The following is a 22,629-nucleotide window of genomic DNA, read 5'->3' as shown; positions in this document are numbered from 1 at the left end:
ACTATATCCACACCTGACGGGAGGAAATTCATTATGCTGCTGGAAGCCATCTATCATCAACCGAAACGAAACTGGGCCTATGCCTATGACCAAGATACAATCCATCTGCGTTTGCGTGCCAAAAAGAATGACCTGACCGAGGTACATGCCCTGACCGGGGATAAATATGCGTGGGATGCAACCAAAGCGCTGGTTCCCCTAACCAAGTTCACCTCTGACTCCATGTTCGATTACTACGAGGGTGAAGTGAAACCTCCCTACCACCGACTCAAATACTCTTTTCTGCTCAAAAGCGGCGAAGAACAGATCTGGATGACCGAGACGGACTTCCAGGAAGAAGAGCCGGACGATCCGGGTCGTATGTTCCAGTTCCCTTATATTCATGCCGGAGCTGTATTCACACCCCCTGCATGGGTTAAGGATGCGGTGTTCTATCAGATTTTTCCCGAACGATTCGCCAACGGCAACCCGGATATTAGTCCGGAAAAGGTAGAGCCGTGGGGTGGCGAGCCAACACCTTTCAATTTCTTCGGCGGTGACCTTCAGGGCGTGATCGACCATCTGGATTACATCAGCGATCTTGGCATTAATGCGATCTACTTCACACCCATCTTCGAAGCCACCACCAATCACAAATACGATACTGAGGACTACCTGCGGGTAGACCGGCACTTTGGTGACGCAGATACCGTGAAACGACTGGTCGAGCTATGCCATGCACGTGGAATTCGTGTACTTCTGGATGCTGTGTTTAACCATTCCGGGAAGACATTTGCGCCGTTTGTGGATGTGCAGAAGAACGGAGAACAATCCAAATATAAGGACTGGTTCCATGTACATGAATACCCGCTGGACGTGAAGGACGGCATTCCTACGTATGAGACCTTCGGATTCGAAGCGCATATGCCAAAGCTGAATACGGAGAATGCCGAGGTTAAGGCCTATCTGCTGGAGGTTGCCGAGTACTGGATCAAGGAAGTGGGTGCGGACGGATGGCGGCTGGATGTGGCAGACGAAGTGGATGATGCATTCTGGCGTGATTTCCGCCGTGTAGTCAAAGCGGCTAATCCGGATGCCTATATTCTGGGCGAAGTATGGAATGAGTCCTCTGCCTGGCTGCAAGGCGACCAGTTCGATGCGTCCATGAACTATCCGTTTACCGATGCCGTAAATGCTTTCTTTGTGAAAAATACAATGCACGCAGAACAGTTCGCGAACTCCATCGGACGACAGTTATCCCGTTATCCGCTTCAGGCCAGCGAAGTGGCGTTCAACTTGCTGGACAGCCACGATACCCCACGGCTGCTCACGTTGTGTGAAGGCGACCAACGCAAGATGAAGCTGGCTGCGTTATTCCAGTTCAGTTACATGGGTGCTCCGTGCATCTATTACGGAGACGAGATTGGCATGGACGGCGAACATGATCCGGGCTGCCGTAAATGCATGGAATGGGACGAAGCGAAGCAGGACCGGGAGCTGCTCGACTTTTATCAGAAACTAATCTCCCTGCGTCATGCTCATCCTGCCCTGCGTGCAGAAGGCACCGTTCGTTTCCTGCAGGCTCGTCCCGATGGCAGCCAACTGGTATTTGAGCGGCAAAATGAGGAGGAACGCATTCTGGTTCTGTTCAATCGATCAGAAGAGACGGCTATTGTCGAGCTGGAGGCCGGTGACGAAGAATGGACCGAGTTATTCGGCGGAAACCATCGTACCGCCAAGGAAGATGGCGTACTCGCCATTGAACTGCCTGCGTATGGATATGCCGTACTGAGTACGGCTGTGAGCCAGAACTAGAGTCATAATACACATTCATCTGATATAAGTATCCTAACTTCGCTTCATCTGGCAGCATAAAACAAGCGTCCTGCATAACCCGGATTCGGGTTCGCGGACGCTTGTTTTTGTATTTTTGTATTCGCCGTTATACATAATAATGTCACTGATTTATATATCGGTGGTCCCGGTTCAGCTTAAACCTGAGTATCCTTGTCCACTTGAGCATTGTCCACCCCACTTGTAGTTGTGTCAGAATCCGCTGGCTTCGACTCCTGCTCAGGCTCGGCACGCTTTGCCTTTGGTTTAGCCAGCTTTTGCATCATTTTGCGGCCGGTTGGTGTCTGGGCCAGTCCGCCCTGGGCTGTCTCCCGATGGCGGCTCGGCATCGCACTGCCTACTTCCAGCATGACGTCGATGACTTCGTCTGACGGAATGGCACTACGCACTCCGGCCAGGGCCATGTCAGCCGCAGCCAGCGCCGTAACCGCACCCAGTCCATTACGGACGATGCACGGGATTTCAACAAGGCCTGCGACCGGATCGCAGATAAGGCCCAGTGTATTTTTTAACGCCAAACCAACGGCATGAACGACCTGTTCCGGTGTACCTCCACGCAGTTCAACCATGGCACCCGCAGCCATGCCGATCGCGGAACCCACTTCCGCCTGACAGCCACCCTCGGCCCCGGAGATAAATGAATTGTTGGCAATAACATAACCAATCGCTCCCGCACAGAACAACCCGTTCACCAAATGTTCGTCCGTCCAGCCAAAACGCTCCTGTGAGCTAATAAAAACACCGGGGATGATGCCGCAGGAACCGGCTGTTGGTGTTGCCACGATCCGACCCATGGAGGCATTCACTTCAGATACACACAGGGCATACGCCATGGCAAGTGCGGAAGCATCTCCTGAGCAAGTCTCACCCTTGCGAATGTACTCGGCCATTTTTTTACCGTCTCCACCCGTTAACCCACTGCGTGATGTCGTATCTTCCGTTAACCCTTTGCGTACCGCTTCCTTCATCACCTGATAATATTCAGACATCTGTTTCACAACATCCGCTTCCGGTGTATTGGTCTCCTGAACCTGCTCCTCGATCATCAGCTGAGCAATGGTTTTGGATTCTGCTGTACAGATCGTATTCAGTTCGTGCAAATGTTTAAACCGCATCCGAATCAACTCCTCTCTTCAAATCGATAACACGAATGTCCAGCACATGGTCCAGCTCCCTTAGACGCCTGAGCATATCGGGATTAGGCACACCATCCATTTCCATCGCGGTAAGCGCTTCGCCATCACGGGCTTTCCGGTCCACCTGCATATACCCGATGTTAACCCCGGATGAACTGATCGTGGACGTTACAGATGCAAGCACCCCTGCTTTGTCCGCATGTCGCAGAACAAGTGTTGGAAACTCACCACTAATCTGAACACGAAAATCATTCATCGCATGCACCGATACACTGCCACCACCAATGGATGCACCGATTAAGGAGCAGGCACGTTCTCCATGCCATAACTCAATTTTGACCGTATTTGGATGAGGAGCAGGCAGGCCACTTGTATAAAACTCAACCTCCATGCCTGCTTCCTCTGCGTATTGCTCTGCATCCGGGATACGTGGATCGTCTGTGACATAGTCCAAAAGACCGCCGATCAGTGCCAGATCTGTTCCGTGCCCCTGATACGTGTCAGCGAATGAACCATATAACGTCAGCCGGGCACGTTCTGGCGTACATCCAAGCCACTGACGAGCAATTCTCCCTAACCTTGCCGCTCCAGCTGTATGTGAACTTGAAGGCCCTGTCATGGACGGACCAATAATTGAGAAAACATCTTTAAATCGCACTTTATAACCCTCCAATTGTATTCGTCATTTCCATCCAGAATCTAATCCATATTGTTCCTTATTTACTGAATGATGACATCAAAAAAGGACAGAAGAAGGCCTCAGGCCCTCTCTCTGTCCTCGATACCTGAGAGTTTCACGATCAGCAGTGTCTCACGACAAGGTGCATTGCCTGCGATTACAGACAAGTTCACCGGTCCCACTGATCATATACCCCTTGGGTGGCGCAGTTCGCGCACTCTCCAGAGTTGCGTCCAACGATGGTACATTTACCTGAGAGATTAACCACTGCGCCGGGTGCGCAGCAGCTTGCTCCTTCGGTGCCTGAATACTAGCCATTGTGCTCGGCTAACCCAGGTCTCTCCCGCTCGTTATCATCCGCTATATGGAACCATTCTGAGCTTATGTCAGAACAGTCATGGAAGTCATTAATTTCTTCTTCATTAAGATTAATCGACCGGAAGATCAGTGTCAACAAACTTAACGATTTCTTTGGGTGTATTTCCTTCATTTCCTATTGAAGCGATGATAACCAGAATATTTTGTCAGCTTTCATTACATTAATACGTTAAAAAGATCTTTTAAACAGCTCATTTCGTTCTACTTCAATCAATGATGTGCTTACTATTATTTATGATATTGTCCATGAAACCGTTCGGGTATTCAGGCAACCATAATCTTTGATCCACACTGCTCACTAACCCATCCGAGTCTGCACATCTGGATTATAAATCACAGTTCATAAAATATGCTCTCGTTCTGTACATAAGGTCTGCAATACTTGCTGCATAGCTTCGGCATGCGATCTTTCATCCATTCGTGCCTCGACTCATTCGCCATCTGAAAGGCATAATAACCCAGTGTAAAAATCAACATGAATCCTTCCATTAATCGGATATCACGATCCGTCAGTGGTGCGATCTGTTTGGTATAACCGGATAAGAATATATCTCGTTCCTCCCGGTTGAACATAAGTGCTGCTCCTCCAGCATCAAAAAGATAGTACCCATACCCGTATAGACAAAAATCAATCATAGATATGCCCTGATCCGTTATCAGCAGATTGTTGCGAGTAATATCCCCATGAATGATCCCCCATGTTCCTGCGTGCTGCGGGTATGTTTCTAACTGTTCATTAATGTTCTCAAACGTCTCACGAAGCAGGTCGAAGTCTTCCGTTGTAAAAATCCCCAGTCGGACGCCTTCCTCTAGCTGCCCTAGCATGACCAAGTTCTCATGGATGTTGCCATATGCCGGCCGCACCTTTGTTCGATCTGTCTGATTCTGCTCACGCCCATATTGATGAAGCATCTGCAGTTGTGCCCCAAGATCATAGATCTGCTCTGTTGTCAGGCGTTCTCCCTGCTGGATGTCCCTTCCCTCAATCCACTCCAGTACTGTACAGCAGATTTCTTTACCCGCTTCACTTTTCCATACCGTGACCCAGTCTCCCGATACATTCCGTACCGGATGCTGCACGCGCAATTCCGTCGTTGCATTTAACTCATGAAGCAGGTTCATCTCTGCCTTCAGCGCAGGAAGCGTATGCTGAATGCCTGTCATACTTGTATATGCGGCTTGATGGATACGTAACAGATACTTCTTCCCGCTTGCTTCATCGACGACATGATATGTCAGATTCTCATTGTGGCGAATATATGAAACGACAGGTTTCTCAATAGTGTAGTTCTGTATAATCTGAGCTGCCATATGGTCGTAAGACATCTGATTCGTAGTGATTATCAACATCTCCTTCGAAGTCATGTAAACGTTCTCTTCACACTAAATATCGTAGCATAATGTTTATCCCGCATACAGAAAATCCCACTAAAATTATAAATTAAAAAAGCACAACCCCCGAACAACCGTCCAGGCATTGTGCTTTCTTTTGTCTCTATTATTTCTTAATCTCTCTGTCTATTGCTCTATGTTACACTCCATGATCCAATTAACCGAAACGACCCATAATGTATTCTTGCGTCAGACGATTGTCCGGGTTCGTGAAAATATGCTCTGTATCCCCGTGCTCAACCATGCTTCCCAGATAGAAATAAGCTGTATAATCCGAGATGCGCGCCGCCTGCTGCATGTTATGGGTAACAATAACAATCCGCAGCTCCTTCTTGAGCTCGGTAATCAACTCTTCAACTTTACCCGTAGATACCGGGTCAAGTGCAGATGCAGGCTCGTCGAGCAGCAGAATCTGCGGATCAACAGACAGGGCGCGGGCGATACACAGACGCTGCTGTTGTCCACCCGAGAGAGACAGAGCTGACTCGTTCAGCCTGTCTTTCACTTCGTCCCAGAGCGCAGCACGACGCAAGCTTTTTTCCACAATTTCATCCAGTGCCTTCTTACTCTTCGTACCGCGGTAGCGGGGGCCAAACGCGATATTGTTGTAGATGGACTTATGAAAAGGATTCGGCTTCTGCCACACCATGCCAATCTTCTGGCGAAGCTTGATTACATCGGTTCCAGGCTCATTCAGATCGTTACCGTCCATCCAGATATGTCCCTCTGTACGGGAACCGGCAATCTCGTCGTTCATCCGGTTCAGCGACCGGAGGAACGTGGATTTACCACACCCAGACGGCCCAATAAGAGCCGTTACGCTTGCTTCAGGAAACGTCAGGCTAATCTGCTTGACTGCCTGGAAATGTCCATAATATATGCTTAACTGTTCCGTACCAAAAGGTATGGCCATGTTGGTTCCTCCTTATTTCGAAGCTGTCATGCGGCGGAATACAACCCGACCGATCCAGCGTGCACTTAGATTGAACGCCAGCACGAGAATGACAAGCACGGCGGACGCCCCTGCTGCCACTTCTTTGGAATCTGGCCCAATACCTTCACTATTCACTTTCCAGATATGGACAGCAAGTGTCTCTGCCGGACGGAAAGGATTAAGCGGTGATCTTGGACTCGTTGGATTCCAATCTGTAAAGTCCAATGGCGGACTACTCATACCTGCGGTGAACATCAGCGCGGCTGCTTCACCGAAGATCCGGCCCGATGCTAGGATCGTACCCGTAATCAAGCTCGGCAATGCCACAGGTAGCAGAATTGAAGTAATAATCTTCCACTTGGACAGTCCAAGCGCCAGACCTGCTTCCTTCTGTTCCTTCGGAACGGCCCGGAAGGCCTGTTCCGTTGTCCGTACCATCAGTGGCAAGTTAAAGATCGCCAGAGCCAAGGCACCCGAGATCAGGGAGAAACCAAGACCAAATTGATTTACTAGCAGCAAAAGACCAAACAAACCGATAACGATGGATGGGAATGATGACAACACTTCAACGACCAGACGAATGAAGCTGGTAATCTTGCCTGGTTTGGCGTATTCCGCCATGTAAATTCCGCCGCCCCATCCGAGTGGGATGGTAACAATCAAGGTCAAGACAAGCAAGAATACGGAGTTGAAGAGCTGTGGACCAATCCCGCCGCCACCCTTAAGCAACTGTGGTGCGCTTGTCAGGAAGTTCCAGCTAATATGTCCAATGCCTCTATACATGATGAAGCCAAGCAGACCGAGCAATAGAATAACAATGAACAGGGCCAGTACAACGATAACGGATGTTGCAATTTTATCTACCGTCTTTGCCTTCATTTTCATACCCGGTTTCTCCTTTCAAGCAGGCGAACCAGAATGACGAAGACAAATGTCATCACCAACAGGACAAGCGCCATACTCCACAGTGCATTGTTATGAACAGAACCCATCGTGGTGTTACCCATGCTGAGAGTAATTACACTTGTTAATGTTGAAGCTGATTCGAGCAAGGATGTTGGAACATGCGGTGCATTACCGATAACCATCTGTACAGCAAGAGCTTCACCAAACGCACGAGCCATACCCAAAACGACACCTGTCAACAAAGCTGGCAAAGTCGTTGGAATAATGACACGGTAGATGGTTTGCCAGCGAGTGGCCCCCAGTGCGTAGGAGGATTCTCGCAATCCTTTTGGCAACGCGGACAAGGCATCTGCCATAATACTTGTCACCGTAGGAAGTATCATTACCGCGAGAACAAGACATCCGGCTGCAATCCCGACGCCTGTTCCACCGAAGATACTGCGCAACAAAGGTACGATGACACTCAGACCGATAAATCCGTACACAACGGATGGAATTCCGGACAAGAGCTCAATCGCAGGCTGCAAGATTTTTTTCCCTTTACCCGGTACAATCTCTGTCATGAAGAGTGCTGCACACAGGCCAAGCGGACTTGCGATCAATGCTGCAAGCAAGGTTGTAATGAAAGAACCTGTGATGAACGGCAATGCCCCGTAGAACGCAGGCTCTCCAGTTGGATTCCACGTTTTCCCACCAAGAAATTCACTTATGCTTATTCCATTTTGGAAAAATGTCGATAGTCCCTTGGACGCTACAAAATAAACAATGGAAAACATGACAACGATCAGGAAAACGACACAAATCGACGTATAGATCCGTCCCGTCCACTCTTCCCAATAATGTTTCTCTTTTAAGGGCCGGCGCGGTTTCAACTTGTTATTCATTACCGTTCCCCCTTCGGTCTGTTCCATAACAACCATCCTTCTATAGTAGAATTAATGCAAAATATGGGATTATTTTAGAGCAAACCGCGTAAAGAGGCGGGACCTAAGTCCGCCTCTTTCGCTGTATGCGCAAGTTCAAAGATTACTCAACCACATTACCTGCTGCATCGCGTTTTACTTTCATACCTGACATTGGAATGTATCCAAGTTCTGTCACGTCGTTTTGTTGAATTTCGTCACTCAAGATGTAGTCCAAGAATGCTTTTGTTGCTGCATCAGGCTCACCTTTTGTGTACATGTGCTCGTAAGCCCATACTGGATAAGTTCCTGCTTCTACGTTCTCAACTGTTGCTTCTACACCTTCGTATTTCAACACTTGCAAGCTGTCATCCAAGTAAGACAGGGCGAGGTAACCAATAGCACCTGGCGTTTCAGATACCAATTTTTTTACGTTACCAGAAGAATCTTCTTGAATCGAACCTTGGATATCATCCATTTTTGCACCCAATGCATACTTCTCGAAAGTTGCACGAGTACCTGAACTACTTGGACGGTTTACAATAACGATTGCTTGATCCGCACCACCAACGTCTTTCCAGTTCGTTACTTTACCGGAGAAGATGTCGATCAGTTGTTGCTTCGTCAAATCTTCTACCCCTGCATCTTTGTTGCTAACTGGCGCCATAGCTACTACTGCTACTTGATGGTCAACCAATTCTTTTACTTTGGCTTCGTCCTCCAGTTTCTCTTCTGCAAATACATCAGAGTTACCGATTGTAGCTTGTCCGTCAGATACTTGTGTCAAACCAGTACCACTACCGCCACCTTGAACTTGAACCGTTACGTTCTTATATTCATCAACTGCCATAAATTTCTGTCCAGCTTGTTCTACCAGAGGTAGCAATGCTGTCGATCCGACTGCCAGAATGTTACCGCTAAGCTCAGTAGCAGCTTCTCCTGATCCATTGCTTGCGGCACCCTCTGTACCAGCGTCATTTTTCGATCCGCATGCTGCGAGAACCAGTACGAACGTTAAGGTCATCAAAATAAACGGCAACTTTTTAAACATGTTTTGTTTTCCTCCCCCAATGTAGTGATGGCGTTTTGTGAATTTGTTTGTTCACCATCAACTCTTTACTCATTGTAGTTTCGGTATGTCATCTTAAAATCAATGTTTTGTAAACGCAATGTTAAAAATATCGGCTGTATATTGAAATTTATCTGAGAGAAATTGCGCTGAAGTGGTCGCTACGGGAACGGACGTTGTTTCAATCCGTATTGTGAAGTAGCTCATACCATGAGTGGCCGTTCCGGTTACGGATCGTTCTTCTGATCGCTGTTGTCTCCAAATTTCTTTGATTAATAATTTTAATTGTTGTAATTAGGAGACAGCTTATGCTTCCGATGCAGCTTTCTTACAGAAAGCTTTCAGGCGAACGCTTCGCTTCTTCAGAATCGATTCCGTTCCCTTCGCTGTGTCAGCGCTCGTTGGATCTCAGGCATTTCAATCTCCTGCCTGGGGAGTAGGCAAAGAAGGCCAGCCCTACAATGGGCTGGCCTTATGTAAATGCTTAACTGCTTAATTGAAATAGAGAATTCAATTCTTCTATAGAAGAAACAAAAAAACTGCCTCACTGCCAGTGCTTAGCACCAGCTGTGAGAGCAGCCTTTTACATTACAATAGACTATCTTATTAATGCTTAATGTAAATCTAATTTTACTAACCCAGAATCCATAACCACAATGCCAACCCGGCTAGGGTAATTAACAATGTCGGAATGGTCAGGATGATGCCTGCCTTGAAATAATACCCCCATGTAATCTTCACACCTTTGCGGGATAACACATGCAGCCACAGCAATGTGGCAAGAGATCCAATCGGGGTCATTTTGGGACCCAGGTCGGAACCAATGACATTGGCATAGATCAATGCTTCCTGAATAATACCTTCGGTATGCGCGCCCTGGATGGCTAGCAGGTTAATCAACACGGTCGGCAGGTTGTTCATCACCGATGATAATACAGCAGCGATGATGCCCATCCCGAGCGAAGCAGCCAGCAGACCATGCTCTGCTATGGCATCCAGCCAGCGGCTCAGATGATCCGTTAACCCTGCATTACGCAGTCCATATACGACGATATACATGCCCACCGAGAACACCACAATCGACCAAGGTGCTTCCTTGATTACCCGTTTCAGATCAACAGCCTCGCTCTTGCGTGCCAATAAAGCGAACAGCAGCGCAACGGAGCCAACGATAACCGACACGGGAATCGGCAGAAACTCACTGGATGCATAGGCCACGAGTAACAGCCCAAGCATGAACCAAGCGATTCGAAACATCCGCGGATCACGTATTGCTTCCTTCGGATCACGCGCTGCAAAAATATCATAGCGAAGAGGTATGCTTTTGCGATAGAACAAAAACAACATCCCCGTACTCGCTACGATTGAGAACAGATTGGGCACAACCATGCGTACCGCATACTCCACAAATGTAATGCCAAAGAAATCGGCCGATACAATGTTAACCAGATTGCTGACGACCAGCGGTAATGATGTGGTATCCGCGATAAACCCGCTCGCCATCACAAAAGCCAGCACCATACGCTCATCAAACTTCAATGCACGCACCATTGCCAGCACAATTGGCGTCAGAATTAGCGCGGCACCGTCATTTGCGAACAAGGCAGACACCGCCGCTCCCAACAGAATGGAGTAGAAGAATAGTCTGCGACCGTCTCCTCCAGCCAGCCTTGCCATATGAAGGGCAGCCCATTCGAAGAAACCCGTCTCATCGAGAATGAGAGAAATCATAATAATGCCGACAAAGGCCAGCGTTGCATTCCATACAATGGATGCCACATCCGAGGCATCGTTCAAGCTGACGACTCCGCACAACAGGGCAAGTAATGCCCCACCTGAGGCTGTCCAACCGATGCCCAACCCACGAGGTTGCCAGATTACCAAGGTGATTGTCACTACAAAAATCAGTATTGCTACGTATACCATAAAGCCTCCTGCTGTACCCTGTATCAATATATTATTCGTTAATTCAATCTTATATTGTTAGATTACACCGCTATATGCGCGGAATAACCAGACGATATATTTATACAGGGCTACAGGAACATTGTCTATCTTTATTTTCTTCTATTATAAAATGTGTGGTAAATTGTGGTGTTAAAATACTAGGATTTACTCTTTGCCCTTATCTTTCGGTGTATCCTCTACCATCTTGAACATGCCAAGCAGTCCTTGTAATTGTTCCGCCATGCTATTCAGATGTGCCGAGGATGATGCAATCTCTTCTACCGATGCCAGTTGTTCTTGCGAAGATGCAGACACGGATTCTGTATTTGCAGCCGATTCCTGGGTCACATTCGAAATATCACTCATCGCCTTGGCAACGTGGGATGCACCACTCTCCAGTTGCTTCGTTGTTGCGGACAAGTCATCCAATGTATGAACAGCATCTTCCACTGCCTCCCGAATCTGAGCAAAGGATTGTCCTGACGTATTCACGGCCTGAATTCCTTCTCCTACCCGAGTCTGAGCCGCATTCATGGCGATTAGAGCGGCATCCATGTCCTGACGGATATTATGAACCACCTCACCAATCTGCGCTGCCGAACTTCCGGATTCTTCTGCCAGTTTGCGTACCTCACCGGCTACAACTGCAAACCCACGACCCGCATCCCCCGCTCTTGCTGCCTCAATAGAAGCATTTAATGCGAGCAAGTTCGTTTGTTTGGAGATGGATGCAATGACATCAACCATGCTACCAATCTCAACGGAACGGGCATTCAGAGATTGAACCACCGTTCCCAGCTGCTCCACCGTTTCCTGAATACTGTTCATCTGCTCCACAGCCTGTCCTGCTGCCTCATTCCCAGAAGAAGCCGCTCCGGACGTATGCCGCATATTGGCCGTAATCGATTGCACACGCTCCGACATCATTCGAACATCTTCTGCCATTCGGCTCATCTGTCCCGATCCGTCTTTCACGCTGTTTACCTGCTGCTCTGCACCTTCAGCCAGTTCCTGAATGGCCTGTGTTGAATGTTCAATCGCTTTGGTGGTTTGTTCTGCACTGGCAGACAACTCTTGAGAAGAAGCAGATACCTGCTCTGTCGTTTCCTGTACGCCCAGAATCATCATCCGCAGGTTATCGACCATTCGTTCAAAATACTTCGCAAGTTCTCCGACTTCATCTTTACGTCCTGTTTCCATTTTCACGGTCAAGTCACCTTTACTTACAGCTCTGGCTGATTCCTGCAGTCGTTTAATTGGACGCAGCATGGAGCGTGTAAACCAGATAATAAAGAGGAGTGTAAGGAACGTAGCCGCCAGAATAACAATAAATGTGACCATGCGGATATCCTTACTTGCATTAGTTATTTCACTCTTGAACATCGTGCCGGCAATTTTCCAGCCTGTTGCTTCATTTGTTGAAAAAATCATCATCTTCGGTTGATCGTTGAACACATAATCGAATTGACCTTCTGGACCTTCATACATCTCATCCAGCAAGCCACTCGTTTCCGGCGTACCTGCATCTGCTACAGGGGATACGACATAGTTTTTGTTTGCATCCATAATAATAACGTAGCCTTCTTTACCTACCTTAATGGATGCCTGCTCTTGCAGGTCTGTCAGGTCCAGAGATAAACCGATAACACCGGATTGATCCTTTAATGTTTTGGAGATAAATACAACTGCAACACCATCGGTATTAACAGACACAGCTGATACAACAGCTGTACCTGGCTTGTCCATCGCTAGTTTGTACCACTCCCGCTCCCTAGGATCATATGCATCTCCCCGTGTGCTGCTCGCTGTTGGTTTACCTCGAACCATGACTCCATCTGTTGTTCCTACAAAAATATTCATGGCATCGGGATGCAAGCCCAGGTATTGCTCCAGCTTCACCTGAAGCTCAGGACTATCGTTCTCCCCTTTGATCAGGCTCGGATCAAGGGCATCCGCGAAATAGTTAATGTCATGAATCTTGTAATTCACTTGGCTTTCTACAATGGTATTGGCAGTGCTCACACTTTGCATGGCACTATCCACTAATTGTTCTTGTATGCCATCTTCAGCCATCGTTAGTGTGATCAAGCCGATTGCCAAACTTGGCAGGAGTAGAACGGCCAGGAAGGAGACCAATAGTTTGTTCCTTATATTCCAGACAAAACCTTTCTTTTTCTTCTTTTTATTTTGATTATGTTTTGGTTTGGCAGGTTTCGCTGCTTTCATTGGTTTATTATCCTGAGTTTCACTCATGTCTTTCTCCCCCTCAAAATGTAAAAATGCCCTCTTTCTTTGTATGTATGGATCAATCTAAAAGGCTTATCTTATATATCGGCTAAATGAGGGTTTTTATTTGAGAGAAAAATGTGCAGGCACGCCAAACAAGCCACCTCTGATCAGAAGCGACTTGTACAAGGTACAGGTTACTAATTATTCCATGAATTAGATGAAGTATTGGAGTACGGGCCGCCTGGCGGTTGTGCCGAGGGTTTACCAAAATAGTAGCCCTGGGCAAGCTCAATACCTATGGAACGACAGAATTCAAACTCTTCCATCCGTTCGATCCCCTCGGCAAGGACTTGCCCTCCAAATCGACTCGACATCTCAACAATATGAAGAATTTGCTGTTGTTTGGTCGAATCCTGATCACAACGGTCAATAAGACTTCGATCTATTTTGACAAAATCCGGTTCTAACCGATTCATCAACTCTATTGTCGAATATCCGGCACCCACATCATCCAGTGCAACCGACATTCCACGGGAACGATATACCTCAAATATTTGCTGTAAGATGGGCATATGCTGAATCTGCTCTGTTTCCACGACTTCAAACACAAAATCTTTAGGGTCCAGCGAAAGGCGTTCAATCGCTTCAAACGTATGTGTCAGACAATATTCGGGATTATATATGGAGGAAGGCAGGAAATTTACGAAGCGTTTGACACCATGCGGCAGAAAAAGGGCACTGGTCTCAATAGCAGTAATACGCGCCAATCGATCCAGAAAAGAATGTAGTCCGGTCTCACGCGCAACTTCAAATAATTCATAGGAACTGAAGGATTTTCCATTCTCAGCAGGACGAAGCAAAAACTCATATCCGATAATCTGCTCCGATGCATCAACGATGGGTTGCATATGACTGCTGAATTGATGCTCCAGAATAATGGAAACAAGCTCCGCATGTTTGAAACGGGACTCCTGCATGGTTAGACTAATCCAGCTTTCTTCATTAGCCTGTTCGTATATAGGCATAATCTGAACAGTTAGGGAATCACGTAATGTCGGATCAATTTCGCCGATCTTTTCAATTAAGCTCTGAACCGTCTCCAGATTTGAAAAATGCATCCACATCATGTCATCCGACGTCTCGATAAGTCTTCCCGGCGTTTGTAGCGCTTCCAGCAAAGCGGGGGAAATGGGACGCAAGTACAAGGTACCTTGGCCCTCTATAGGATAGATTGGACTGCAGCCACTGCAATTCATGTAGGACCCCCCTTGCCAATTTAGATTCCATGTCCATTAATGTTCACTTGTATATACCCAAAGTTTGTAAATATTATATCATGGGTCTTAAAATTAATCTCTACTGTTTTAATGACTTCCTGTATGACGGTTCTTGGAACAAATATATTCAAATTTGCAGAAAAAAAGACCGACAGTCTGATGACTGTCGGTCTCCTCACCACTTATTAAACTTTAAGAAGCGGGAATCACGATTTTCTGTCCAACTTTCAGGTTATGCACATTTGAGATTTTGTTAGCTGTCGCAAGTTTGCGCCAGTCCACACCATATTTCAAACCAATGCGGTACAGGTTATCCCCTTTTTTCACGACATATACAACCTTGTTGTTGGTTGCCGGTTTCTCAGGTTGTGGCTTAGGCGTCGGTGTTGGCGTTGGTTTAGGCGTTGGAGCTGGCTCCGTACCTGTTTCAGGTGTTGTCGTTGCTTCACCTGTCAGTTTCAAGCCATACTCTGCAAAACCTTCATTGTTTGTACCGATGAATGACATCGCCGGGTTCGCTTCAACCAGACCTTTCGCATCCGGGGAAGAAGCAAACACAACTTCAAGATCATTCAGTGCTGCTGCGGTTACACCCGCAGATGGTTTGATTGGTGCCAGGGACCAGTTGCCGTCCGCTGCCGGATTAATCGTTTTATTCTCACGGATGTAGTCGATGATCACTTGACGGTTCTCATCCGGTGCAGCCAGAACGATCCGTTTGCCGTCCGGGTTAGCCAGTTTGGATGAAGAAGCACGGTAGTTATTTGTCGCTACAATGAATTTTTGAGCTGGGTCAACCGGTTTTCCGTTAAAGCTCAGGTCCTTGATCCGGCTTGCGGATGCATTAACGATCGTAGCTTTGCTATCGTATTTGGCTGGTTGCGTCACATCAATCTGATACGTTACACCATCAATAACATCGAAGTTATACGTTGGGAAGTCATTGTTGATCAGTTGTTGTTGTCCACCTTTAGCCGGGTCGATCTGGTTGAACTGGCCTGCAGACCATTCCAGCCATTCTTTCAGTTCTGCGCCGTTAACCATTACAGCATGTACCGTATTTGGATATACGTACAGGTCAGCAACGTTTTTGATCGCAATGGTGCCTTTAGGGATATTCGTGTAATACGAAGCGCCTGAACGTCCACCGGCTTTGAATGGTGCACCTGCTGACAATACAGGGATTTTCTCATATTCCGTACCTTGCATATGTTTTTCGACATACCATTTCTGTGCATTCGTTACGATCTGAATGGATGGATCATCCTGAACCAGAGCGAAGAAGCTGTTAATAGGTGCAGTCGTTTCGCCCACCGGACCACGAACATACTCCAATGTACCTTCATGCTCTTCATGAACCGCATCAATGATGTCCTGATCAGCCTCTACTAATGGTTTTTTGTTGGCTGTGTCATAGATTGGGCGTGCTTCCGTTTTGGAATCGACCACTTTCCATTTGCCATCCACTTGTTCTAGATCCAGATCAATAATCCCCAGGTGATCACCCCAGAACCCTGGCTCAACCGCAGGAACGCCATTAATGGTGCCCTTCTCCAGGTCTACCCCTTTTTTGCCGGCAAAATCAGCACTTGGGAACACTTTGTGGGCATGTCCAAATAGAATGGCATTAATGCCTTCAACTTGGCTCAGATACAGTACGGAGTTCTCCATCAGATCCGTTTGAGGAATTTCCTCAAATCCGGAGTGAGGAATAGCTACAATAATGTCGGCACCTTCAGCCTTCATTTTTGGAATGAATTTTTTCGCGGTAGCAATAATATCCTTGGCGATTACTTTACCTTCAAGGTTAGCGCTATCCCACTGCATAATTTGAGGCGGCACAAATCCGATCACACCCACTTTGATCGTATGTTCTTTGCCAGTCTCATCCGTTACTTTTTTATCCAAAATCTCATACGGCGTGAAGTAATTCTTGTCATTTGTCTCATCATCATCACCATCGTCTACATAGACATTGGCATTAATGTAAGGGAAGTTTGCTCCCTCCAGCGTCATGTCCAAGAAATCCAGACCATAGTTGAATTCATGGTTACCGATGTTACCTGCATCATAATCGAGCAGATTCATCGCTTTATATACAGGGTGAGTCTCACCCTTTTTCAGTGGATCAATTTTCGCAGAGTAGTCTCCCAGCGGATTCCCCTGAATCAGATCCCCGTTATCAAACAGCAGGCTGTTCTTCGCCTCGTCACGGGCTTTCTTAATCAGTGTAGCTGTTTTGGCAAGTCCATACTGGTCTGTCTCTTTGTCGGAATAGTAGTCATAGTTAACCAGATTGGTATGAATGTCTGTGGTTTCCATGATCCGCAGTTTAACTTTGGCAGCATCCGCAGCCGATACAGGTACCGGAAACACCGCAAGCACGTTTAATGCAACCAAAGCGGCAGTCAGGCTTGATAATACTTTTTTACTCGTTTTCAAAATAACCCCTCCCGGTTATGTACATTGAATCATGCATTAATGGGCAAACGAAGAGCGCAGAAAAAAGATAGATTTCATGGGTTGTGCGTACTGACGCTCTGATGACATGCATCGGAATTTCAGGTAAGTTTATCTCACATGAACATCTATTTATGTCTGTGCTTGTCGTTTACATTCCAAATCATAACGCAATGTTCAGCCATTGAAAAGCATTATTTTTTACATTACACGCACATACCTAGGCGAGTTTACATTATCATGCGTTATTTCGACAATTTTTTCAACATTTTAGTAGGTATATAGTGCTTATTATCTTTAAAATACGTATATTACATGTGTCTTACATGTATATCCAATTCAGCTTTATTCATCCATGCCAAAAACCGTGAAACCATAATGGCTTTCACGGTTGGATTAAACTCTGCGCGTATTTTCGCATAAGGACGCTACTTTGCAGAGGTTATTTTCATATTCGGATTATTGTTCCCACACATGATGCTCATGATCTTTCCCTGTGTATTCAATACGAGTCGGGGTGATGTCCAGAATGACATAGTTCGGATCATTAGGTCCATCGAACCACGCCTTCAGTTCATCGTTCCACACTTGCTCACGCAAACCTTCGTTCTTTGTCACTTCACAGGTTCCTTCAATCTCAACTACTTCCTTGGAACCACCAGCCTCATAACCAAGTAGCAGGCTAACATTCGGATTATTCTCCAGTTCCTCTACTTTGTGTGTACGGCGGTTCGTTGCCAGATGAATGTTCAGTCCATCGTTGAAAAGCGCCATATAGCGGGATTTCGGTTTACCATTCTCCACAGTTGAGAAGCTGCAAAAAGGGTTGTTTTCCAATGCTTTTACAATGTTTTGTTCCAATTCATTCTGGTTCATGGGAAGTGCTCCTTTCGGTTTTGGGGGGATATTGGGGGGACTCTTGTAGGCGGCCGTTTCGGGTACGGATCGTTCTTTGGATCGCTGTTATCTCTCAATGATCCTGATCTCTTCCTCATATGCATTCCCATTCACACTGGCACTACGATGACAGAACAACCTTCCAATCGCTGTTATCCCCAGATTTTTTTGATTCCCTTTTTCTAAAGGGAAAATCCGGTGATAGCGTATGCTTCCGATGTAGCTTTCTTTCAGAAAGCTTTTAGGCGATCGCTTCGCTTTTTCAGGTTTCTTCTGTCCTCTCCGTTATCGTGTGAATGCTTAATTCCAAAGGATATATGATTGAAAATCCAAGATACATGCGAACACTTCGCTTCCTCAGAATCGATTCCGTCCCCTCCACTACGTCTACCGTTCTCCCAATTAAGGTTGATTAATAAAAGTACAAAGAGAAGTGTAATTGTTACTATCTCTTTTTGTTTAATGACAGTTCATTAATCGCTTATAACTAGAGACAGCTTAATGCAACTCTGTAATAAGCCTGTACTTATAGTGTACCCACCTCACCTATGGTGAATCCCTTAAACCTGTACGCAAACGTGACAAAATCGGCAAAGCTGATTATTAAAATGTTTACATAAAGGGATTATCCCGTATTGTTCCTAGGATCTTTTTAATTCAGATCTCCAAGATAGATTGATGAAGAATCCGATTTAAGAAGCAATTCGCCAATTGTTTTTGGATATAAACGAATCTGGGACAGCTCTTCAAGTGCAATCCATTCCACAGCGACTTGGTGGTCGTCTGGATTGGAGCCTTCAAAAACGGTTGCCTCCGGATCTATCAGGCTGCACGCAAAATAAAATTCAACCTGGTGGATGTCTGCATCCCACTCGGCGAATTCATGATTTTTTCCGATATACTCCCGGATATGTAACAGCTCTCCCACGTTCACGGCCTGACCAATCTCCTCCAGACATTCGCGCGCGACCGCATCCTTGAGTTCTTCACCTTTCTCCTGTCCTCCACCTGGGAACACATAAGCAGTACCATATTGATCTTCCAGCCGGATGACCAGCAATTGTCCATTCTGCACAATGACAGCTTTCGCCGAGTTGCGTATGGGTTTCATTCTGTTCATTCACTCCTTGTCATTCCAAGATTTCAAAGTTCAATCCGAACAACCTGATACTACTATTGTTCTACTGAACAGGCGTATCATCCAGCTGTATGCGTGGATAACTTAATGCCTTCCGATTCCAGCACACGACGAATCTCTTGAGCAAATGCGAGAGCATTCGCTCCGTCACCGTGGATACAGACCGTCTCTGCCTTAATGGGAACCAGCGTACCGTCCGTGGATACAACCACGCCGTCTTTCACCATCTGGATTACTTGAGCAATCGCTTGTCCCGACTCTTCAATGACAGCTCCTGCTTGGCTTCGAGAGGTTAGCTTACCATCCGCCCCATAGGTTCGATCTGCAAACACCTCGCTCACACTGCGCATACCGATGCGATCCGCAGCGTGAATCAACTCACTGCCCGCCAGACCATACAAATACAGGTCAGGCTTTACTTGATAGATCGCCTCGGCGATGGCTTCAGCAAGCTTCGCATCTTCTGCGGCCATATTGTATAAGGCACCATGTGGTTTTACGTGATGCATGTGCCCCCCACTTGCACGGACAAAGGCATCCAGCGCACCCATCTGATATACCACCATGTCATATGCTTCCCGTGGGGTAATGTCCATACGTCTTCTGCCAAACCCTTGCAAATCCGGCAACCCGGGGTGGGCTCCAATCGCAACGCGATGCTCCAATGCCCTCTCCACCGTCAGCCGCATTGTAGCCGGGTCTCCTGCATGAAACCCGCAGGCAATATTGGCTGATGTAATCAAGGGTAGAATGGCTTCGTCAGACAGAGTGCGATATATACCATAACTTTCGCCCAGATCACAATTGATATCCAAGGTTTTCGGGTTATTCATTAAGCGCCCTCCAATCCTGCCATTCTTCTGCGTATCAGCTTATCCATGAGCTGCATATTGATTTCCTGTTGCATATACAACTGTCCAGCTTGATCATGCATAATCTTTTTAAAAGAAATTTGGGTTCCTGGCCTAGCCTGAGCCAGGATAGGTATATCCACCCGAGCTACCTGTGCAATGACAGGATAACCTCCAATCGTCTGATGGTCCGCCATCAAGATGATGGGCTGGCCATCAGGTGGCACCTGCACTGTGCCATAGGTAACGGCTTCTGACAGCCGATCCAGGGCCTGATCCAGCTCCAGTCTGGAGCCTTGCAAGCGATAGCCCATCCGATCGGATTGTGAAGTGATCACGTATTTTTTGGCATAGAATTGTCCCAGACTTTCTTGGCTGAACAGCGAACTATCCTTGCTCTCCATCACACGAATAACAGGTTGCCCATAATAGTCAGGTCTTTCCCGTTCAGATAAAAGCCACGCAGGCGCCAATATTCGGTGGTCCCGCTCACTCTCCTTTACCTGTTGCTCCATACGCTGCATCCAACCTTGCGCTTCACCAGAAGGTTCACCTATGGATAACAGATCCCCCACGCGTAAGGCTCGCCCATCCATACCGCCAAGACCTGTCTTGAGGTCTGTACTTCGACTGCCCATCACTTCAGGCACAGCTATTCCACCCGCAATCGCCAGATATCCACGCAAACCATGACGACATTGACCAAACTTCAGTACACTTCCAGCCCGCACCAGCACCGGACGCCACAAAGGTACAGGCAGATGATCCACCGTTGCCGTCAGATCGGCCCCACATAATGAGATAAGCTGGCTCTCCTGAAATCGAAGCTCTGGCCCCGTCATCGTCATCTCAAGCACTGCCGCATGTCGGGAGTTGGCCACAAGCATATTGGCTGCTCTGGCTGCAAAGGTGTCCATGACCCCGCCAGGATGAATACCATACCGGCGATAGCCGGTTCTGCCTTCATCCTGAACGGTAGATATCAGACCAGGGCGAATCACTTCGATACTCATCGTTCGCCCTCCTTCCGCTTCAACGCCAGATAGTCCTGCTTCGTAATCTGTTCAAATCGAACCCGATCACCTGCTGCCAGCAAACTCGGTACGTTCTCATCCGGCCGAAACAACCGGAGTGGCGTTTGTCCAATACATTGCCATCCTCCGGGTGTGTCCACTGGATAGATTCCCGTCTGTTTGCCACCAATACCTACTGTGCCCGCCTCAACCCGAAGCCTTGGCGTTGCACGTCTGGGCGTAGCAATCTGTTCAGACAACCCGCCGAGATAAGGAAAACCCGGTGCAAATCCAATCATATGAACGAGATAATCCCCGGATGTATGAATCGCAATAACGTCTTCTGGGGTCAGTCCATGTTCACTGGCAACGTAGTCCAGATCAGGCCCCCACTCGCCACCATAACATACGGGAATCGTGACCGTTCTGGGTTTGTCTTGGACGGATTCCTTCATTTGATTCAACTGCTGAAGCAGAATACGGCATAACTCGGGGTACGGGGAGATGAACGGATCATAAAATACTGTAACGGACGTATATGAAGGCACCCATTCGATCATGGCTGACAGAGTGCATTTTTCCAGCAAAGCACATACAGACATCACTCTGCGTTGCACCGCGTCAGACAATTGATCTCCGCACTGAATGATAACTGCTGTCTCACCCAGCGGAGATAAGATCTCTTCCGTCCATGCATACGTCAATTTGGTCATGCGCCATCTCCCCTTTTGTCCACACGTTTAGCGTATCGTTATTTATCTCTCTCCAATGCCTGCAATACCAGTGAACGAACCAACGAAAAAGGCTCGTCTTCTTCTGTACGTATCGCAAGATACAGTGTCTGCAAAAACAGACGTACATTCAGGCTCCTATGACTGTTTTCCAGAAGTGATCTGTTCACCGCATGGTCTCCTTGATGAAGGGAATCGATCCACGCCGTAATATCCTTTTGCTCCAACAGATTGCGACGCAGAATAGTAATTACAGCATGCGCTATTCGCTGATCTTCATCATGGATATAAACCACACTTGATTCCGTTATTTTTACAGCGAGTGCATGCAGAAGTTCCAGCAGATCCGCTCGCTCCAGATATGGCGATTGTGCCAAGTCTTCAACCGCATCCGCCGCGTGTGCAGAGGCATGCGCCCAGCCTTTATTATCGGCGTAGCCGCGAAGATCTTTTTCGCATTCCAGATATGTAGTCAACCGATGATGAATCCCTGCGATATCCTCTTTGTCCAGGAAAGGTCGCTGACGATCCACATTCAGAATTGGAGGCAGTAACAATACGGAGAACGTCCGCGTAAACACACTATCCGTTCCCTGCTCTCCGATCCCATAGAACAGGTGCTGATCGTCCAGCGCCAACTGCAACACATGCCTTAGCTGATCTTCCGAAAATACACCCTGTCCAATCCAGGTTGCAAACGTAACATAGATCAATTCATCCCGCAGGACAGGGTCAGTACTACCAATATGCTGCATCATATGCAGTGCCAATTCGTAAGGCTGTTCTATGTGATCAATGGAATGATTAGACGACTGAATATGCTGTAATTTTTGTTTTAACGTCAGAGCATCCATCTC

General features: G+C 47.2%; 18 protein-coding genes and 2 riboswitches. Of the genes, 1 reads left to right on the top strand and 17 read right to left on the bottom strand.

Annotation, left to right across the window (positions count from 1 at the left end):
* Window positions 1–33 precede the first annotated feature (33 nt).
* The gene (locus MHI14_RS29580) at window positions 34–1,794 is read left to right on the top strand and encodes an alpha-glycosidase (RefSeq protein ID WP_133386921.1); all 1,761 of its coding nucleotides are present in this window, start codon (window positions 34–36) and stop codon (window positions 1,792–1,794) included.
* 176 nt (window positions 1,795–1,970) lie between these two features.
* Here the strand turns inward: MHI14_RS29580 and sdaAA are convergent, their stop codons facing one another.
* The 17 genes from sdaAA to MHI14_RS29495 all read right to left on the bottom strand — a co-directional run bounded on the left by sdaAA (window position 1,971) and on the right by MHI14_RS29495 (window position 22,626).
* A complete protein-coding gene (gene sdaAA / locus MHI14_RS29575) occupies window positions 1,971–2,948 on the bottom strand; it encodes an L-serine ammonia-lyase, iron-sulfur-dependent, subunit alpha (RefSeq protein ID WP_341131911.1) in 978 nt (325 codons plus the stop codon).
* Window positions 2,938–3,627, bottom strand: coding sequence for an L-serine ammonia-lyase, iron-sulfur-dependent subunit beta (sdaAB, locus tag MHI14_RS29570; RefSeq protein ID WP_091038193.1), 690 nt, complete (start codon window positions 3,625–3,627; stop codon window positions 2,938–2,940). Before sdaAB ends, sdaAA begins: the two co-directional genes overlap by 11 nt.
* A 112-nt stretch (window positions 3,628–3,739) precedes the next feature.
* Window positions 3,740–3,875, bottom strand: a riboswitch (glycine riboswitch).
* Between the two features lie 4 nt (window positions 3,876–3,879).
* A riboswitch (glycine riboswitch) is annotated at window positions 3,880–4,004 on the bottom strand.
* 355 nt (window positions 4,005–4,359) lie between these two features.
* Window positions 4,360–5,352, bottom strand: coding sequence for a phosphotransferase enzyme family protein (locus tag MHI14_RS29565; protein ID WP_341131910.1), 993 nt, complete (start codon window positions 5,350–5,352; stop codon window positions 4,360–4,362).
* A 223-nt stretch (window positions 5,353–5,575) separates the two neighbouring features.
* Complete coding sequence (gene pstB / locus MHI14_RS29560; RefSeq protein ID WP_091038190.1) at window positions 5,576–6,331, bottom strand: phosphate ABC transporter ATP-binding protein PstB; 756 nt, start codon at window positions 6,329–6,331, stop codon at window positions 5,576–5,578.
* Window positions 6,332–6,343: 12 nt separating this feature from the next.
* Entirely contained in the window at window positions 6,344–7,231 is an 888-nt protein-coding gene (pstA, locus tag MHI14_RS29555; RefSeq protein ID WP_026081329.1) for a phosphate ABC transporter permease PstA, read from the bottom strand.
* Between the two features lie 2 nt (window positions 7,232–7,233).
* A complete protein-coding gene (gene pstC / locus MHI14_RS29550) occupies window positions 7,234–8,169 on the bottom strand; it encodes a phosphate ABC transporter permease subunit PstC (protein WP_017690972.1) in 936 nt (311 codons plus the stop codon).
* A gap of 115 nt (window positions 8,170–8,284) precedes the next feature.
* A complete protein-coding gene (locus MHI14_RS29545; protein WP_091038188.1) occupies window positions 8,285–9,211 on the bottom strand; it encodes a phosphate ABC transporter substrate-binding protein in 927 nt (308 codons plus the stop codon).
* A 651-nt stretch (window positions 9,212–9,862) separates the two neighbouring features.
* On the bottom strand, window positions 9,863–11,155 hold the full coding sequence (locus MHI14_RS29540) for an arsenic transporter (protein WP_341131909.1): 1,293 nt from the start codon (window positions 11,153–11,155) through the stop codon (window positions 9,863–9,865).
* 186 nt (window positions 11,156–11,341) lie between these two features.
* On the bottom strand, window positions 11,342–13,429 hold the full coding sequence (locus MHI14_RS29535; protein WP_091038187.1) for a methyl-accepting chemotaxis protein: 2,088 nt from the start codon (window positions 13,427–13,429) through the stop codon (window positions 11,342–11,344).
* Between the two features lie 173 nt (window positions 13,430–13,602).
* On the bottom strand, window positions 13,603–14,661 hold the full coding sequence (locus MHI14_RS29530; protein WP_091038185.1) for an EAL domain-containing protein: 1,059 nt from the start codon (window positions 14,659–14,661) through the stop codon (window positions 13,603–13,605).
* 213 nt (window positions 14,662–14,874) lie between these two features.
* Complete coding sequence (locus MHI14_RS29525; RefSeq protein ID WP_341131908.1) at window positions 14,875–17,124, bottom strand: bifunctional 2',3'-cyclic-nucleotide 2'-phosphodiesterase/3'-nucleotidase; 2,250 nt, start codon at window positions 17,122–17,124, stop codon at window positions 14,875–14,877.
* A 477-nt stretch (window positions 17,125–17,601) separates the two neighbouring features.
* Window positions 17,602–18,018 carry a pyridoxamine 5'-phosphate oxidase family protein gene (locus MHI14_RS29520; protein WP_036673192.1) on the bottom strand — a complete coding sequence of 139 codons (417 nt, stop codon included), beginning with the start codon at window positions 18,016–18,018 and terminating at the stop codon, window positions 17,602–17,604.
* 673 nt (window positions 18,019–18,691) lie between these two features.
* The gene (locus tag MHI14_RS29515; RefSeq protein ID WP_091038181.1) at window positions 18,692–19,150 is read right to left on the bottom strand and encodes an NUDIX domain-containing protein; all 459 of its coding nucleotides are present in this window, start codon (window positions 19,148–19,150) and stop codon (window positions 18,692–18,694) included.
* Between the two features lie 86 nt (window positions 19,151–19,236).
* Complete coding sequence (locus MHI14_RS29510) at window positions 19,237–20,010, bottom strand: LamB/YcsF family protein (RefSeq protein ID WP_341131907.1); 774 nt, start codon at window positions 20,008–20,010, stop codon at window positions 19,237–19,239.
* Window positions 20,010–21,041, bottom strand: coding sequence for a 5-oxoprolinase subunit C family protein (locus MHI14_RS29505; protein WP_341131906.1), 1,032 nt, complete (start codon window positions 21,039–21,041; stop codon window positions 20,010–20,012). Before MHI14_RS29505 ends, MHI14_RS29510 begins: the two co-directional genes overlap by 1 nt.
* Entirely contained in the window at window positions 21,038–21,754 is a 717-nt protein-coding gene (gene pxpB, locus MHI14_RS29500; protein ID WP_341131905.1) for a 5-oxoprolinase subunit PxpB, read from the bottom strand. Before pxpB ends, MHI14_RS29505 begins: the two co-directional genes overlap by 4 nt.
* 38 nt (window positions 21,755–21,792) lie before the next feature.
* Entirely contained in the window at window positions 21,793–22,626 is an 834-nt protein-coding gene (locus tag MHI14_RS29495; protein ID WP_289390990.1) for a DUF2785 domain-containing protein, read from the bottom strand.
* Window positions 22,627–22,629 lie beyond the last annotated feature (3 nt).

Origin of the sequence: Paenibacillus sp. FSL K6-2393 (assembly GCF_038002545.1) — a bacterium.
Lineage (GTDB): Bacteria > Bacillota > Bacilli > Paenibacillales > Paenibacillaceae > Paenibacillus.
This window is presented reverse-complemented; position numbering and strand designations above follow the sequence as displayed.